Source organism: Mesorhizobium sp. M1342 (assembly GCF_040317955.1).
GTDB lineage: Bacteria > Pseudomonadota > Alphaproteobacteria > Rhizobiales > Rhizobiaceae > Mesorhizobium.
Window position 1 is genome coordinate 44605 of sequence record NZ_JAMYLI010000012.1, and the last position, 15394, is coordinate 59998.

Consider the following 15394-nt stretch of genomic DNA (forward strand, 5'->3'; position numbering starts at 1 on the left):
ATACGCTTGATCGTCGCGACACGGTCGACATGGCCGCCGCCGCCATCATGGTCGGGCTGACCTTTTCCTGGGGGCTGAATTACGTCGCCGCCAAGATCTCCTACGCTGGCTATGATCCGGTTTTCCTATCGATCGCGCGCTCGATCATCGGCGGCCTGTGTGTCTTTGCCTGGTGCCGGTGGCGCGGCATCGCGCTTTTCACGCGCGACGGGACCTTGCTCGCCGGCATCGCGGTTGGCGCGCTTTTCGGCATCGAGTTCCTTTGCCTTTATGTCGGCCTGGAGCATACGACCGTTGCCCGCAACACGCTGCTGGTCAACACGATGCCGTTCTGGATGCTGCTCGGCGGCCATTTCCTGCTTGGCGAGCAGATCACGTTGAGAAAATTCCTTGGCCTGCTGCTGGCCTTTGCCGGTCTTGCCGCGGTGTTTTCCGACAAGCTCGGCGGCGGCGGAGACATGCTGTTCGGCGATCTCCTGAGCCTCGGCTCCGGATTCTTCTGGGCTTTGACCAACATCCTCATCAAGCGGTCGAAGCTGGTCGAGGCGAGCGCCGAAAAGCTTCTGCTTTACCAGCTCGCCGGGGCAGCGATCGTAGGCGTCTTGGTGCTGCCTCTCGCCGGCCCGCCCGTTCGCGATCCGACCGTGCTGCCGACTTTGGCGCTGCTTTTCCAGGCTGTCTACATCGTCGCCTTCACCTATGTGCTGTGGTTCTGGCTGCTGCGGCGCTATCCGGCATCAGGCCTGTCCAGTTTCACCTTCCTGTCGCCGGTTTTCGGCGTGCTGTGCGGCGCCATGTTCTTGAATGAGCCGCTGACCATGCGCATTTTCCTGGCACTTGGCCTAATTGCCGCCGGCCTGATCATCGTCAACCGGCCGGCGCGCAAGCTGACGCCGGTGTAAGAGAGACCTTCATGCGTGATATCCTCAACGACCTCGAAGCGGGCAAATATCTTTCCCATCCCGATCCGGTGCGTCGCGCCCAGATCCAGATGAAGACGCATCTGCCGAAGCGCTTCTACAAGGCCGCCTCTGTCGCACCTGTCGACAATGGGTTTGCCGTGCATCTCGACGGCAAGCCGGTGCGCACCCCGAGCAAGGCGCTGCTGGCGCTGCCTACCGAGGCAGCAGCAGTGCTTGTCGCCGACGAATTCGCCGCCCAAAGCGAGACCATCGATCCGGTGACCATGCCGGTGATGCGTCTCGTCAACACCGCCATCGACGGTGTCGCCAGCGACCCCCAGGCGGTGCTGGAGGATATCCTGCGCTTTGCCTCATCCGATCTGCTCTGCTATCGCGCCGACGCACCGCAAGGGCTGGTGGAGCGGCAGAGCCAGCATTGGGACCCGGTGATAGACTGGGTGAGGGGAACACTCGGGGTCCGCTTCAATCTCGCCGAGGGCATCATCCATGTCGAGCAGCCGCGCGAGACCATCGCCGTGCTGGGCAGCCATCTTGCCCAGCGAACAGAGCCGCTGCGGCTCGCCGCCATCCATGTGATGACGTCGCTGACCGGTTCGGCTCTGCTGGCGCTGGCTGTCGATTTCGGCGAACTCGATGCCGATCCTGCCTGGGCCGCTGCCCATGTCGACGAGGACTGGCAGATCGAGCATTGGGGGCAGGATGCGGAGGCCGTTGCCCGCCGCGCGGCTCGCAAGCGCGACATGATGGCTGCTGTCGGCCTGCTGGAAGCGCTCAAGCGCTAAGGAGTTTTCCCAGCTCGCCCGGATTCATCCCGCAGTGCACCTAATACCAAAGTCATAATCCCAAAGACGCGCTGCCTTTGGCAGGCGCTTTCTGTCATTTTTCCGAATGGCTGTCGGTGAGTCCGTGCTCGGAGGAGAACGCGGACGGTGTCGCGCAGCATCGAGAACGGGTCTCACGGGAGGATAACGCAATGGCAATCGCATCGACCGCCGGCGGAGCAAGCCGCGGCATGACGCGGGAGGAGAAGAAAGTCATCTTCGCTTCCTCGCTCGGCACCGTTTTCGAATGGTATGATTTCTATCTCTACGGCGCATTGGCCGGAGCGATCGGCGCGGCATTCTTCGCCTCCTATCCAGAGGCGACTCGCAACATCTTCACGCTGCTGGTTTTCGCCGCCGGCTTCCTGGTGCGCCCGTTCGGCGCGCTGGTGTTCGGTCGCATTGGCGATCTCGTCGGCCGCAAATACACATTTCTTGTCACCATCCTGATCATGGGCCTGTCGACCTTCCTGGTCGGCCTGCTTCCCGGCTCGGCGAACTGGGGCATTGCGGCGCCCATCATCCTGGTCGGGCTGCGCATGCTGCAGGGCCTGGCGCTCGGCGGTGAGTATGGTGGTGCGGCGACCTATGTCGCCGAGCATGCTCCCGACGATCGCCGCGGCTTCTATACGTCGTGGATTCAGACGACGGCGACGCTCGGCCTGTTCCTGTCGCTGATCGTCATCCTGGTCGTGCAGAATTCGCTGAGCAAGGAGGATTTCGCGGCTTGGGGCTGGCGTATTCCGTTCCTGCTCTCGGCCATACTGCTCGGCATATCGGTCTGGATCCGCCTGTCGCTTGCCGAATCGCCGACTTTCCAGCGCATGAAGGACGAGGGCAAGGGCTCCAAGGCGCCGCTGACGGAAGCCTTCGGCCAGTGGAAGAATGCCAAGATCGCGTTGCTCGCGTTGTTCGGCCTCACCGCCGGCCAGGCTGTGGTCTGGTACAACGGCCAGTTCTACGCGCTGTTCTTCCTGGCGAATGTGCTCAAGGTCGACCCACAGTCGGTCAACATCATGATCGCGATTGCGCTGGCGCTCGGCGCGGTCTTCTTCGTCGTGTTCGGCTGGCTATCCGACAAGATCGGCCGCAAGCCGATCATCATGGCCGGTCTCGCGCTGGCGATCGTCACCACCTTCCCGCTGTTCAAGGCGCTGACATGGGCCGCCAACCCGGCGCTCGCCACCGCCCAGCAGAACACGCGTGCGACGGTGACCGCTGCTCCGGGGGACTGCAAGTTCCAGTTCAATCCAACCGGAACACGCAAGCCTCTCACCTCGTGCGATATTGCGACGGACTTCCTGGCCAAAAGCTCGGTGCCCTATGATATCGTCACGACAGCGGCAGCGGGAACAGCGGCCAGCGTCAAGATCGGCGCCGAGACCGTGACGTCTTACGACGCCGTGGCGGCCGCTGATAAGGCTGCTCCAAGCGATGCGGCTTTCAAGAAGGCGATCAACCTGGCGCTTCAGGACGGCGGTTACCCGCTGAAGCGTGCTGCCGCCAAGGTTGCTGACCAAAAGCTCGACGCCTTTGTCGCGGCCAATCCCGAACTGAAGCTCGACGCGGCAGCCATTCGCGCCGGTGAAAAGGCCACTGTCCCGCTCGCCCAGGCGGTCAAGGACAAGCTGCTGACGGCCGATGAGGCTGCCGGCGCCACGGACGTGACCGTCTACAGTGTTCCGGCGGCCGGTGCGTTCGCGATGTTTGCCGACCCGGCGGCGGTCAACTGGGCAAAGGTCATCGGCATCCTGTTCATCCTGGTCCTCTACGTGACCATGGTCTACGGGCCGATCGCGGCGATCCTGGTCGAGATGTTCCCGACCCGCATCCGCTATACCGGCATGTCGCTGCCCTATCACATCGGGAATGGCTGGTTCGGCGGCCTGCTGCCGGCGATCGTGTTCGCGCTCAGCGCCTCCAAGGGCGATATCTACTACGGCCTCTGGTATCCGGTGGTGATCGCGGCGATGTCGCTGATCATCGGCATGATCTTCGTCAGGGATACGCTGGGAACCAACCTGCACGACAAGCAGTAGCTGACAGCTCCAGCATACAAAGATAAAGCCCGGCGCGAGCAATCGCGCCGGGCTTCCTCTTTTCAGGCCAATTATCCGTTGACGAGGGCTGCTGCCCCTCTGTGTCAGCTCTTGCGGCCCCGGGCCTCATCCTCGATGGCTGCCTCATGGTACCAGCCGTCGCCGAAGTCTGCGCGGGCACCACGCAGCGAGGCAAGCTCTGCCGCAAACTTAGCCCTTCCGCTCAAATTTGAGGCAGAGAGGCGCGCTGCCGCCGGGAACATCAGAATTTTGGCCGACGGTCGTGTGGAAATGATTTCCATGCCGGATTCCTTTCTTCCGCCGAACCTTTTCGATTCAACTTGGTCCAAAGATAAGGTCTGCAATCAAGTTAGGCAATATGCCTATGAAAAGATCAGTATTTGCACACTATTTGTGCAAATAACGATTGTGATGGATCCGGGCGCATTGCTTAGGCGCTCACCGACTTTCGAGCGGATGCCGCGTCAATTTTGCCGCACCCTCCGGACCAAGAATGGCACACGAATTGCATTTTAAGTGTGCGGCAGGCCGTCTGCTGACGGCAGACGCATGTCGACGCCGTTCAGTGTTCGGTGATCAAGCAACGAGAGGCTAGAATGACGAAATACAAGCTCGAGTATATCTGGCTCGATGGATATACCCCGGTCCCCAACCTTCGCGGCAAGACGCAGATCAAGGAATTCGCCGAATTCCCTGATCTTGAGCAGCTGCCGCTGTGGGGCTTCGATGGTTCCTCGACCCAGCAGGCCGAAGGGCACAGCTCCGATTGCGTGCTGAAGCCGGTTGCGGTCTATCCGGATCCCGCCCGCACCAACGGCGTGCTGGTCATGTGCGAAGTCATGATGCCCGATGGCGTGACGCCGCACGCATCCAACAAGCGCGCCACCATCCTCGATGACGAGGGCGCCTGGTTCGGCTTCGAGCAGGAATATTTCTTCTACAAGGACGGCCGGCCGCTCGGCTTCCCCGAGAGCGGCTATCCCGCACCCCAGGGCCCGTACTACACCGGCGTCGGCTATTCCAATGTCGGCTCCATTGCGCGCCAGATCGTCGAGGAGCATCTCGACCTCTGCCTCGCCGCCGGCATCAACCACGAAGGCATCAACGCCGAAGTTGCCAAGGGCCAGTGGGAATTCCAGATTTTCGGCAAGGGCTCCAAGAAAGCCGCCGACCAGATGTGGATGGCCCGCTACCTCATGCAGCGCCTGACCGAGAAGTACGGCATCGACATCGAATACCACTGCAAGCCGCTCGGCGACACCGATTGGAACGGCTCGGGCATGCACGCCAACTTCTCGACCTCCTATATGCGCGAAGTCGGCGGCAAGGCCTATTTCGAAGCGCTGATGGCGGCTTTCGACAAGAACCTGATGGACCACATCGCCGTCTACGGTCCCGACAACGACAAGCGTCTGACCGGCAAGCACGAGACCGCGCCGTGGAACCGGTTCAGCTATGGCATTGCCGACCGTGGCGCCTCGATCCGCGTGCCGCATTCCTTCATCAAAAGCGACTACAAGGGTTATCTGGAAGACCGCCGTCCGAACTCGCAGGGCGACCCCTACCAGATCGCCTCGCAGATCCTGAAGACGATCGCCTCGGTTCCGGCAAGCGCCCAGGTTTCGGCCGCCGCGTAAGCGTTTCGGACTGCATGACAAGAAGACCCCGGCGTTTCGCGCCGGGGTTCTTTTTTGGCCGTTACCCGGCTGACGGCATTCCTGGGAAAACATACCCAGAAAAAGTCAGGGAATTCACGCGGTCGCAAATCGCCCGGGAGTTCTTGCCGCAGCCATGTGAGCCTCCGGCGATCACTCGCTATAAAGCCCGGAAAAGCGCCTTTTCCAGCCCTTATCCGGGGCAAAGGGCCTTCCATAAGCATCTGTTCATACAGCAGAATCGGCCATTCGCGGCCCGGCTTGCGACGTTGACAGATCACGCTACGGCATGCGTATTCGCAGGCCTTGGGGTTACGTCACGCAATGCTGTTCGGACGGGCGGGGTTTTCTGAACGGCGGCATTGGCGTGGGCGCCGGACGAGCGGTCACTGTAGCCTGAGACAGTGCTCCGCTCGCTCCTGGCTCCAACGTTGGCGACCGAGCGGCCGCCTTGATCTTCACTGGACATCGCCGAGTAGTGATTGAAGTCACCGGACCGACGCTCAAGCCGGCCGCTCCGATGGACCGTAGGTCCAAGAATCCGGGCATCGTGCGATCGCCGAAGACGAAAGGCGGATACGGGCGCGCATGCGGCTGCCGCGCAGGCGAGACATGCCGGTCGGCTGGCAATTCCTATTGGAGCGCAGCAAAAAGCCCTTGAAAGAGGGAAGTCTTTCAAGGGCTTGGTTATGGCGAATCTTAGGCTGAGATTGAAGCCTCAGACGGAGTAGTACATGTCGTATTCGACCGGATGCGGGGTCATTTCGAAGCGCATCACTTCGGCCATCTTCAGCTCGATGTAGCTGTCGATCTGGTCGTCGTCGAAGACGCCGCCAGCCTTCAGGAAGCCACGGTCCTTGTCGAGGCTCTGCAGGGCTTCTCGCAGCGAACCGCAGACGGTCGGGATCTTTTTCAACTCCTTCGGCGGCAGGTCGTAGAGATCCTTGTCCATCGGCTGGCCGGGATGGATCTTGTTCTTGATGCCGTCGAGGCCGGCCATCAGCAGGGCGGAGAAGGCGAGGTAGGGATTCGCGCCCGGATCGGGAAAGCGGACCTCGACGCGCTTGGCCTTCGGCGACGAGCCGAACGGGATGCGGCAGGACGCCGAGCGGTTGCGCGCCGAATAGGCGAGCAGAACCGGCGCTTCGTAACCCGGCACCAGGCGCTTGTAGGAATTGGTCAGCGGGTTGGTAAAGGCGTTGATCGCCTTGGCATGCTTGATGACGCCGCCAATGAAGAAGAGGCAGTTTTCCGACAGACCTGCATATTCATTGCCGGCGAAGGTCGGCTTGCCGTTCTTCCAGATCGACATGTGGACGTGCATGCCCGAGCCGTTGTCGCCGAAGATCGGCTTCGGCATGAAGGTGGCCGTCTTGCCATAGGCGTTGGCGACCTGGTGGACGACATATTTGTAGATCAGCATCTTGTCGGCGTTGCGCACCAGTGCGTCGAACTTGATGCCGAGTTCGTGCTGGGCCGCCGCCACCTCATGGTGATGCTTTTCGACGCGCACGCCCATCTCGGCGAGCACGGTCAGCATTTCCGAGCGCATGTCCTGCGCGCTGTCGATCGGCGGCACCGGGAAGTAGCCGCCCTTGACGCGCGGACGGTGGCCGAGATTGCCGGTCTCGTAGTCGGTGTCGTCGTTCGACGGCAGTTCCGTGGAGTCGAGCTTGAATCCGGTGTTGTAGGGATCGGCCTTGTACTTCACGTCGTCGAACACGAAGAACTCGGCTTCCGGGCCGACATAGATGGTGTCGCCGATGCCTTCGGCCTTCATGTAGGCCTCGGCCTTCTTGGCCGTACCGCGCGGATCGCGGTTGTAGGATTCACCCGAAACCGGATCGAGGATGTCGCACAGGATGACCATGGTCGACTGCGCGAAGAACGGGTCCATGTGGACAGTGTCCGGATCGGGCATCAGCACCATGTCGGACTCGTTGATGGCCTTCCAGCCGGCAATCGACGAGCCGTCGAACATCACGCCATCGGCGAACATGTCTTCCTCGACCTCGATGACATCCATCGTCACGTGTTGCAGCTTGCCCTTCGGGTCTGTGAAGCGCAGGTCGACGAATTTCACGTCGTTGTCCTTGATCTGCTTCATGATGTCTTTGGCTGTCGTCATGTCATGTATCCCTGTTTGATGACGTTTTTTGTTGATGACGTTTTCAGGAGGAGGGCCGGTCAGGTCAGACCGCGTCCATGCCCGTTTCGCCGGTGCGGATTCGCACAACTTCCTCGATATTGGAAACGAAGATCTTGCCGTCACCGATGCGGCCCGTCTGGGCCGCCTTGCGGATGGCCTCAATGGCGCCTTCGACCGCGTCGTCGCCAAGCACGACCTCGATCTTCACCTTGGGCAGGAAATCGACGACATATTCGGCGCCGCGATAGAGTTCGGTGTGGCCCTTCTGACGACCGAAGCCTTTTGCCTCGGTGACAGTGATGCCTTGCAGTCCGGCTTCCTGAAGCGCTTCCTTCACTTCGTCCAGCTTGAATGGCTTGATGATCGCTTCGATCTTTTTCATGTAAAAAGTGGCCTCCACTGCCAAAAAAACGGGTTGTGACCCCCCGCTTGCGCCTCCATCAAGCACGAACTGTGCCAATTCAGCGGATTCTAAGCGGTCTCATAAGATTTCAAAGCCGCGCCGCACCGGGATGCAAATTCGCGTCATTCACTGCACCGGAAGCGGCATGGGCTGCCAGAGCCTACACAGCGCCAACACCCGCGTCCGCACAAAAATCAGGCACATCGCCTATCCCGCAGGCAATTTTCTGCCCGCGATGCCTTCGTCCCGACGTTATGGCCGCAGATCTCGGCAACTCCCCCTTGTTTGCTTAGGATCGAAATTGGACAATGCTTGATAGCATGCGGATCGGCAATCCATGAGCAACGAACTTCTTGTCCCCGCCGAAATGACCGCGGCTGATCGGCTGACGATCGCGGCCGGTCCGGCCGATGGAATCAGCCTGATGCGGCGCGCGGGCGAAGCGGTCGCGGCCGAGGTTCTCAAGCGCTATCCCTCGGCAAAGCACATCCATGTGCTGTGCGGGCCCGGCAACAACGGCGGCGATGGCTATGTCGTCGCCCGCCTCCTGGCCGGCAGCGGCGTCGGCACAACGATCTGGTCATCCGGAGCGCCGAGGCCGGAAAGCGATGCGGCGCTCGCCGCCGCGGAATCACTGATCAAGTCCCGGCCGCTGTCCGATTTCGACGCCGAGTTCGGCTCGATCGTGATCGACGCGCTCTATGGGGCAGGGCTGTCCAAGCCGCTTTCCGGCGATGCCGCGAAGGCCGTCGATACCGTGACAGCCCTGCGCCTGCCTGTGGTCGCGATCGACCTGCCGTCGGGCGTCTCAGGTGCCAGCGGCGAAATATTGGGCAGGGCGTTTCGTGCCGAGGTCACCGTCACCTTCGCGCGGAAAAAGCCCGGCCACTTGCTGCTGCCGGGGCGCGGGCAATGCGGTGAAATCGTGCTCGCCGATATCGGCATCGATGACGGCATCATCGCCCAGCTCGCTGTCTCGACCTTCGAGAATGTGCCGGACCTGTGGTTGCGGGAATTTCCCCTGCCGGCGGTCGATGCGCACAAATACAAGCGCGGCCATGTCGGCGTCTTTTCCGGCGGTCCCAGTGCTACCGGCGCGGCGCGGCTGTCGGCGATGGCCGCCGCTAGATGCGGGGCAGGGGCGGTCACCGTGCTGTCGCCTGGCAATGCCATGCAGGTGAACGCGACACACCTGACCTCGATCATGCTGCGAGAGGCGGGGTCACTTGAGGAGGTGCAGGAATTTCTGACGGCGCGCCATCCCGAGGCGCTGGTGTTTGGACCGGGGCTCGGGCCAAAGCCCAAGGTCGGCGATTTCGCCCTGCAACTGATCAAGACCTTGGCGGAGGGTGCACGCGCATCGCAAACCGCAAACCACGGAGGAGCGATCGTGCTTGATGCTGACGCCATTACATCTATGGCCCATCAGCCGCAGTCGCTGTTCGAAGCCGCCCGTCACCTGAACGCGCCAGCGTTGGTGATCACGCCGCATGAGGGTGAATTCGGCCGCTTGTTCCCAGATATCGCCGGGGACAAAACCATGTCGAAATTGGACAAGGCGCGGGCGGCCGCAGCGCGGGCCAATGCCGTCATCGTCTACAAGGGCGCCGACACGGTCATAGCAGCGCCCGATGGCAAAGCGGCGATCAACTCCAACGGTGCACCGTGGCTGGCCACAGCCGGGTCAGGCGACGTGCTGTCGGGCATCATTGCCGGTTTGCTCGCACAAGGCATGCCGCCCTTGGAGGGCACCTGCGCGGCGGTGTGGCTGCATGCCGAAGCCGGCAGCCGGTTCGGACCCGGCTTGATCGCCGAGGATCTGCCGCGGGCGCTGCTGCCGGTGTTGCGTGAACTCTTCGACGCGCGCATGGCTGTTCCATGAACCGCGCCCTGGCTCTGCTGCTTGCCACAGTCTTTGCCGTCTTCGTGGCGTCGACGGCGCGCGCCGAGGGCCCTTTGATCATCGTCGACGATCCGGCGGTGCTCGCCGCACTCGATGCCAAGGGTTTCGGCTTCGTCGACGTTTTCGGCGTCGACGGCGAGGACGGTCTAAAGACGCTTTACGACGAGGCACCCGCCTATCACGCCATCGTCGACATCGTTGCCTCTGATGTTGCGGCATTGCGCGCCGAGATGAAAGCCGGTGGGCGGCCGCTCTACGAGATAACCGACGGCAATGTCGGCCGCATCATGGACATGCGCTGGCTGAAGACCGATGCCGCGCGCCTCCGGTTGGTCGGCATCGTCAACCGGCTCGACCGTCGCGATTTCACGCGGCTGCAAGGCGACAGGAACTGCGGCGAGGTGCGCTTCGTCTACCGCCTGGCCTACAGTTTTCGCAAGAACGGCAAGCTGCTGGCATCGCGCCTGCCGTTCAATTTCAATGCCGTCTACAGCGCCGCGCCCGATGCCGACGGCGGCTGCGTCGGTACTGCCGGACGCTGGACGCCACAGCTTGACGAGAGCGTCGATGCCGGCTGGCTGACCGGCGGGCCGCTGGAGAAGGCCGGGCTGACCTTCAAGCAGCTGGAGCTCAACGCGCAGGTGGTGCGCTTCCCCTCCGGACAGGAAACCGAGTTCGGTGGCCAAGCCGCCTATCTCATGCGGGTATTCGGCATCGATGGCGCTGCTATCAGCGAGAAGCCGCTGGAGAACACGCCCGACACCGCACGGCTCTCGCAGGACGCGGCGCTGAAAGCACGGCTTGCCGCCTATGTCGGCGCCAATCTGCCGGCGGTCGATGAAGGCGTTTATGAAATTCCCGACGAGTTCCTGGCCAGAAAGATTATTTCATGGTCGACCTTCGGCAGTGCGCGGCAGGCCAATCACCCGTTTACGCAATTATTCCGACCTGAGGAATTCGCATCGCTCGATTATTCCGCGCTGAAACTCGTGCGCACGCCGGAAGCGCTGGTCGAACGATTGGACAATGGCGCCTGCCAGGGGTGCCATCAGGCCGGTTCGACCGCCGGTTTCCATTTCATCGGGCTAGACGACAAGACGACATCGCCGTTGAACCGCATCGAGGTCGGGGTTTCGCCGCATCTTCATGCCGAGATCCCGCGGCGCCAGGCGTGGCTGGCCGCCACGGCCGAAGGCAAGCAGCCGAACCGCTTCCGTCCGCTCTCCTTTGCGCCGCCGGCGGTCTGGACGAACGCCGGCGCGGTCGATTACGCGCCGGCGGAGATGGCCATGCCGTGCCTGATGCAGGAAGATGCGACCCGCTTCGGCGCGACTTGGCAGTGCAGCAGTGATACCATCTGCACGCCGCTGGCCACCGCTTCGGGCGTGCACACGAAACTGGCGCAATGCCTGCTGCCCAAGGACAGCGAAAAAATGTTTTCCGGCCATCCCTGCCTGACCGGCTCGATCGCCAGCAACGCGGCGCAGCCTTTCAACGACCGCTACAGCATATCAGGCCAGTTCGCGGCCTTCGCGCCTGACGTCTCGCGCACCGCTTACACCTGCCGGCCGCCGAAGATCGGCGTGCCCGCCGGGATTGCCTATCGCGGCTGCAACGACAAGGACCGTACATTTGCCGCCTTCAAAGTCGGCAAGCCTCTGCCGCACGAGATCTGCGGGCTGGTCGGCGGCAAGAAATTCGATATCTGCGTAGCCACCAATAATTTCGACCAATGTCTTGGCGGCGCCGTCAATCGCGGCAACCGGCCGGCCTGTTCGGCCGATCATTTCTGCCGCGAGGACTATATGTGCCAGTCGCTGCCGCCGGACACGCCGGGCATCGGCAAAGTGAAAGGCATCGGCTTCTGCTCGCCGACTTATTTCATCTTCCAGATGCGCATCGACAACCACGCAACGCCATGGGGCAGCCCTGTCCGTGCCACGATGGGAGCGGGGTTTGGTGCGGCGGAAGAGGAGTGAGCTGCCCGACGGTTACCTCCTCGGATAGATGCCCAGCCACGCCTCACAGCGGGATGTTGTCGTGCTTCTTCCAGGGGTTCTGCATGTCCTTGTTGCGCAGCATGCGCAGCGCGCGCGCGATGCGGCGGCGGGTCGAGTGCGGCATGATCACCTCGTCGACATAGCCGCGTTCGGCAGCGACGAAAGGCGACAGGAAGCGATCCTCGTAAGCCTTTGTGTGGGCCGCGATTTTTTCCGCGTCGCCGATGTCCTTGCGGTAGATGATCTCGACCGCTCCCCTGGCGCCCATCACCGCGATCTGCGCGGTCGGCCAGGCGTAGTTCATGTCGCCGCGCAGATGCTTTGACGCCATCACGTCATAGGCGCCGCCATAGGCTTTGCGGGTGATGACGGTGATCTTCGGCACGGTGGCCTCGGCATAGGCGAACAGGAGTTTCGCGCCATGCTTGATCAGCCCGCCATATTCCTGCGCCGTACCCGGCAGGAAGCCGGGGACATCGACGAAGGTGACGATCGGGATCGAAAAACAATCGCAGAAGCGCACGAAACGGGCCGCCTTGCGGCTGGCGTCGGAATCGAGCACGCCGGCCAATACCATTGGCTGGTTGGCGACGAAGCCGACGGTGCGGCCCTCGACGCGCCCGAACCCGGTGACGATGTTCTTGGCGAAGTTCTGCTGGATCTCGAAGAAGTCGCCTTCGTCGACAACTTTCATGATCAGTTCCTTGATGTCGTAGGGCTTGTTGGCGTTGTCGGGAATCAGCCGGTCGAGCGACAAATCATGGTCGGTGACCGACTGGTAGCATTCGATCTCGGGAAGCTCCGATGTGTTGGAAGCCGGCAACAGGTCGACCAGCCGGCGCATCTGCAGCAGCGCCTCGACGTCATTGTCATAGGCGCCGTCGGCGATCGACGATTTCGTCGTGTGGACGGAGGCGCCGCCGAGGCTCTCGGCGGTCACCGTTTCGTTGGTCACCGTCTTCACCACATCCGGCCCGGTGACGAACATGTAGGAAGTGTCGCGCACCATGAAGATGAAGTCGGTCATCGCAGGCGAATAGACGTCGCCGCCGGCGCACGGTCCCATGATGACGGAAATCTGCGGAATGACCCCGGAGGCCAGCACGTTGCGCTGAAAGATCTCGGCATAGCCGCCGAGTGCTGCGACGCCTTCCTGGATGCGCGCCCCGCCGGCATCGTAGAGGCCGATGATCGGCGCCCGGTTGCGCAGCGCCATCTCCTGCACCTTGATGACCTTCTCGGCATGCGCTTCCGACAGCGAGCCGCCGAATACGGTAAAGTCCTTGGCGAAGAGGTAGACCGGGCGGCCGTTGACGGTGCCCCAGCCGGTGACGACGCCGTCGCCGGCGATCTTGGTGTTCTCCATGCCGAAGTCGGTCGAGCGGTGCTCGACATACATGTCGAATTCCTCGAACGAGCCCTCGTCGAGAAACACCTCGATGCGTTCGCGCGCGGTGAGCTTGCCCTTCTTGTGCTGGGCATCGATGCGGACCGGGCCACCGCCCATGCGGGCGATCTCGCGGCGGCGCTCGAGTTCCTTGAGAACGTCTTTCATCGATTACCTCCCAAGCCAGCGGCATTTCGTCGTAATCGTGCCGGCAAGCGAGCGCAAGCGGCGCTTGCGCCACGGGCTTTGCTGCGCTGCAACATGAAGCCCCTTGCAATTGAGGGCGAACTCAGCCATATGCAGCCCATAGGCGCTTGGGCCGGGAACGAATCCGGCCTTCTCGACGAATGAGACTGGTTGCGTCTGTTTTCCCTCTTTCCGGTATATCGGCCCTTTTTCCGGTAAATCACAAAGCGGCGAAAAAGCCCCGTGGCATGATGCCTGCGGGCACGACAGCGCAGCCGAGTGGACGAACCCGTCCGCCCGCCTTGTCGTTCATCACAGATTTTTCGACGGCAGGTTGCGCCCTGCCGCCATCGGTGTTTGCGGCCAGAAGCCGCGTGAAAGAAGATTATTTTGACCAACGAAAACACTTTGCCCGGTAGCGCTGCGGAACTCACGGGTTTCGCGGCACTGGGTATTACGGGCGCGCTGCTCAAGGCCACCCACAACGCCGGCTTCGCCGAGCCGAAGCCGATCCAGGCACAGGCGATCCCGCCGCAGATGGAAGGCCGTGACATTTTCGGCATCGCCCAGACCGGCTCCGGCAAGACTGCGGCCTTCGCGCTGCCGATTCTGTCGAAGATCATTGCGCTTGGCACCAAGCGCCGGCCGAAGACGGCACGTGCGCTGATTCTGGCGCCGACGCGCGAACTCGCCGTGCAGATCGAAGACACGATCAAGATCCTCGCCAAGGGCGCGCATGTCTCGACCGCGCTCGTGCTCGGCGGCGTGTCCCGCTTCAGCCAGGTGAAGAAGGTTGCTCCCGGCGTCGACATCCTAATCGCCACGCCCGGCCGGTTGACCGACCTGGTGCGTGAGGGCGACCTCGTGCTTGCCGACACCAAATGGCTGGTGCTGGACGAAGGCGACCGCATGCTCGACATGGGCTTCATCAACGACGTCAAGCGCATCGCCAAGGCGACCGCGCCCGACCGTCAGACGGTGCTGTTCTCGGCGACCATGCCCAATGAAATCGCCGAACTGGCCAAGGGCCTGCTGAAGAACCCGATTCGTGTCGAAGTCGCGCCGCAAAGCACGGCGGCGGCCGAGATCGTGCAGGGCGTCGTCTTTGCCCGCACCAAGCAGAAGCGCCAGGTGTTGTCGACGATGCTCGCCGACGAGGCGATGAAGTCTGTCATCATCTTTTCGCGCACCAAGCATGGTGCCGACAGGGTGACCAAGGACCTTGAGCGCGACGGCTTCAAGGCCGCCGTCATCCACGGCAACAAGTCGCAGAACGCCCGCCAGAAAGCGCTGAACGATTTCCGCGACGGTTCGGTGCGCATTCTGGTGGCGACCGACATCGCGGCGCGCGGCATCGACGTGCCCGGCATCAGCCATGTCGTGAATTTCGACCTGCCTGATGAAGCCGAGAGCTACGTCCACCGCATCGGCCGTACCGGCCGCAACGGCATGGACGGCATCGCGATCACGCTTTGCGATCCTTCGGAAAACAGCAAGCTGCGCCAAGTCGAGCGCATCATCCGTACCAAGCTGCCGATCGTTGCCGACCATCTCGGCAGCCCCGATCCGCTGCGCAATCCGGCTGAAAAGAACGAGCGCTTCGAGCCGGCCAATGACCGCAACGACCGCAATGGGCGTCGCGACGGCAGGCGGCCCGGTGGCGAGAACAAGGGCAACGGCTTTGGCAAGAAGCGCTTCGGCGACAAGCCGGCCTTCGCCGGCGAGCGCAAGCCGGATGGCGCCAAGCCGGCCTTCAAGGGCAACAACAAGCGCCGCTTCGGCGGCAAGCGCCCGGCGGCGCGGGCTGCGTAAGTAGCCAGCGTTGTAGTCAGTCAAGCTCAGGCTGGCTGATTGCCGGGACAGACCAAGGAAAGGGCGGCTGAAGCGATGCTTCGGTCGCCTTTTTC

The 15394-nt window shown here is 62.3% G+C and carries 11 protein-coding genes; 7 read left to right on the plus strand and 4 right to left on the minus strand.

Features of this window, described 5'->3' with window-relative positions; genetic code table 11:
* Positions 1–29: 29 nt before the first annotated feature.
* The 3 genes from NKH06_RS14255 (at position 30) to NKH06_RS14265 (ending at position 3783) form a co-directional block, all read left to right on the plus strand.
* Complete coding sequence (locus NKH06_RS14255) at positions 30–902, plus strand: DMT family transporter (RefSeq protein ID WP_050592714.1); 873 nt, start codon at positions 30–32, stop codon at positions 900–902.
* Positions 903–913: 11 nt separating this feature from the next.
* Positions 914–1705 (plus strand): ATP12 family chaperone protein, encoded by a 792-nt coding sequence (locus NKH06_RS14260; protein ID WP_023812074.1) that lies wholly within the window; start codon positions 914–916, stop codon positions 1703–1705.
* A 191-nt stretch (positions 1706–1896) separates the two neighbouring features.
* Entirely contained in the window at positions 1897–3783 is a 1887-nt protein-coding gene (locus NKH06_RS14265) for an MFS transporter (protein WP_023812073.1), read from the plus strand.
* Positions 3784–3887: 104 nt separating this feature from the next.
* On the opposite strand, the gene NKH06_RS14270 is transcribed toward NKH06_RS14265, so the two are convergent.
* Complete coding sequence (locus NKH06_RS14270; protein ID WP_023812072.1) at positions 3888–4085, minus strand: DUF2735 domain-containing protein; 198 nt, start codon at positions 4083–4085, stop codon at positions 3888–3890.
* 315 nt (positions 4086–4400) lie between these two features.
* Between NKH06_RS14270 and NKH06_RS14275 the strand changes: the two genes are divergently transcribed.
* Complete coding sequence (locus tag NKH06_RS14275) at positions 4401–5441, plus strand: glutamine synthetase beta-grasp domain-containing protein (RefSeq protein ID WP_352441550.1); 1041 nt, start codon at positions 4401–4403, stop codon at positions 5439–5441.
* Positions 5442–6177: 736 nt separating this feature from the next.
* Here the strand turns inward: NKH06_RS14275 and glnA are convergent.
* Positions 6178–7587 (minus strand): type I glutamate--ammonia ligase, encoded by a 1410-nt coding sequence (glnA, locus tag NKH06_RS14280; RefSeq protein ID WP_128306005.1) that lies wholly within the window; start codon positions 7585–7587, stop codon positions 6178–6180.
* 64 nt (positions 7588–7651) lie between these two features.
* A complete protein-coding gene (locus NKH06_RS14285) occupies positions 7652–7990 on the minus strand; it encodes a P-II family nitrogen regulator (RefSeq protein ID WP_006205430.1) in 339 nt (112 codons plus the stop codon).
* Positions 7991–8348: 358 nt separating this feature from the next.
* Between NKH06_RS14285 and NKH06_RS14290 the strand changes: the two genes are divergently transcribed.
* Together NKH06_RS14290 and NKH06_RS14295 are read left to right on the plus strand one after the other, a co-directional pair.
* Positions 8349–9893, plus strand: coding sequence for an NAD(P)H-hydrate dehydratase (locus tag NKH06_RS14290; protein WP_352893317.1), 1545 nt, complete (start codon positions 8349–8351; stop codon positions 9891–9893).
* Positions 9890–11893, plus strand: a complete 2004-nt coding sequence (locus tag NKH06_RS14295; protein WP_352441548.1) for a hypothetical protein — start codon at positions 9890–9892, stop codon at positions 11891–11893. The genes NKH06_RS14290 and NKH06_RS14295 overlap by 4 nt, the downstream gene beginning before the upstream one ends.
* A gap of 43 nt (positions 11894–11936) precedes the next feature.
* Here NKH06_RS14295 and NKH06_RS14300 read toward each other — a convergent pair whose 3' ends face one another.
* On the minus strand, positions 11937–13469 hold the full coding sequence (locus NKH06_RS14300) for an acyl-CoA carboxylase subunit beta (RefSeq protein ID WP_352775222.1): 1533 nt from the start codon (positions 13467–13469) through the stop codon (positions 11937–11939).
* 408 nt (positions 13470–13877) lie between these two features.
* Between NKH06_RS14300 and NKH06_RS14305 the strand changes: the two genes are divergently transcribed.
* Positions 13878–15299: a DEAD/DEAH box helicase gene (locus NKH06_RS14305; protein ID WP_352441547.1), complete on the plus strand. Its 1422-nt coding sequence runs from the start codon at positions 13878–13880 to the stop codon at positions 15297–15299.
* Positions 15300–15394 lie beyond the last annotated feature (95 nt).

Bases quoted from the DNA above. Each gene is read 5' to 3' on its own strand.
- NKH06_RS14295 (WP_352441548.1), top strand. From the start codon at position 9,890: ATGAACCGCGCCCTGGCTCTGCTGCTTGCCACAGTCTTTGCCGTCTTC.
- NKH06_RS14300 (WP_352775222.1), bottom strand. From the start codon at position 13,469: ATGAAAGACGTTCTCAAGGAACTCGAGCGCCGCCGCGAGATCGCCCGC.
- NKH06_RS14285 (WP_006205430.1), bottom strand. From the start codon at position 7,990: ATGAAAAAGATCGAAGCGATCATCAAGCCATTCAAGCTGGACGAAGTG.
- NKH06_RS14270 (WP_023812072.1), bottom strand. From the start codon at position 4,085: ATGGAAATCATTTCCACACGACCGTCGGCCAAAATTCTGATGTTCCCG.
- glnA (WP_128306005.1), bottom strand. From the start codon at position 7,587: ATGACGACAGCCAAAGACATCATGAAGCAGATCAAGGACAACGACGTG.
- NKH06_RS14265 (WP_023812073.1), top strand. From the start codon at position 1,897: ATGGCAATCGCATCGACCGCCGGCGGAGCAAGCCGCGGCATGACGCGG.
- NKH06_RS14275 (WP_352441550.1), top strand. From the start codon at position 4,401: ATGACGAAATACAAGCTCGAGTATATCTGGCTCGATGGATATACCCCG.
- NKH06_RS14260 (WP_023812074.1), top strand. From the start codon at position 914: ATGCGTGATATCCTCAACGACCTCGAAGCGGGCAAATATCTTTCCCAT.
- NKH06_RS14255 (WP_050592714.1), top strand. From the start codon at position 30: ATGGCCGCCGCCGCCATCATGGTCGGGCTGACCTTTTCCTGGGGGCTG.
- NKH06_RS14290 (WP_352893317.1), top strand. From the start codon at position 8,349: ATGAGCAACGAACTTCTTGTCCCCGCCGAAATGACCGCGGCTGATCGG.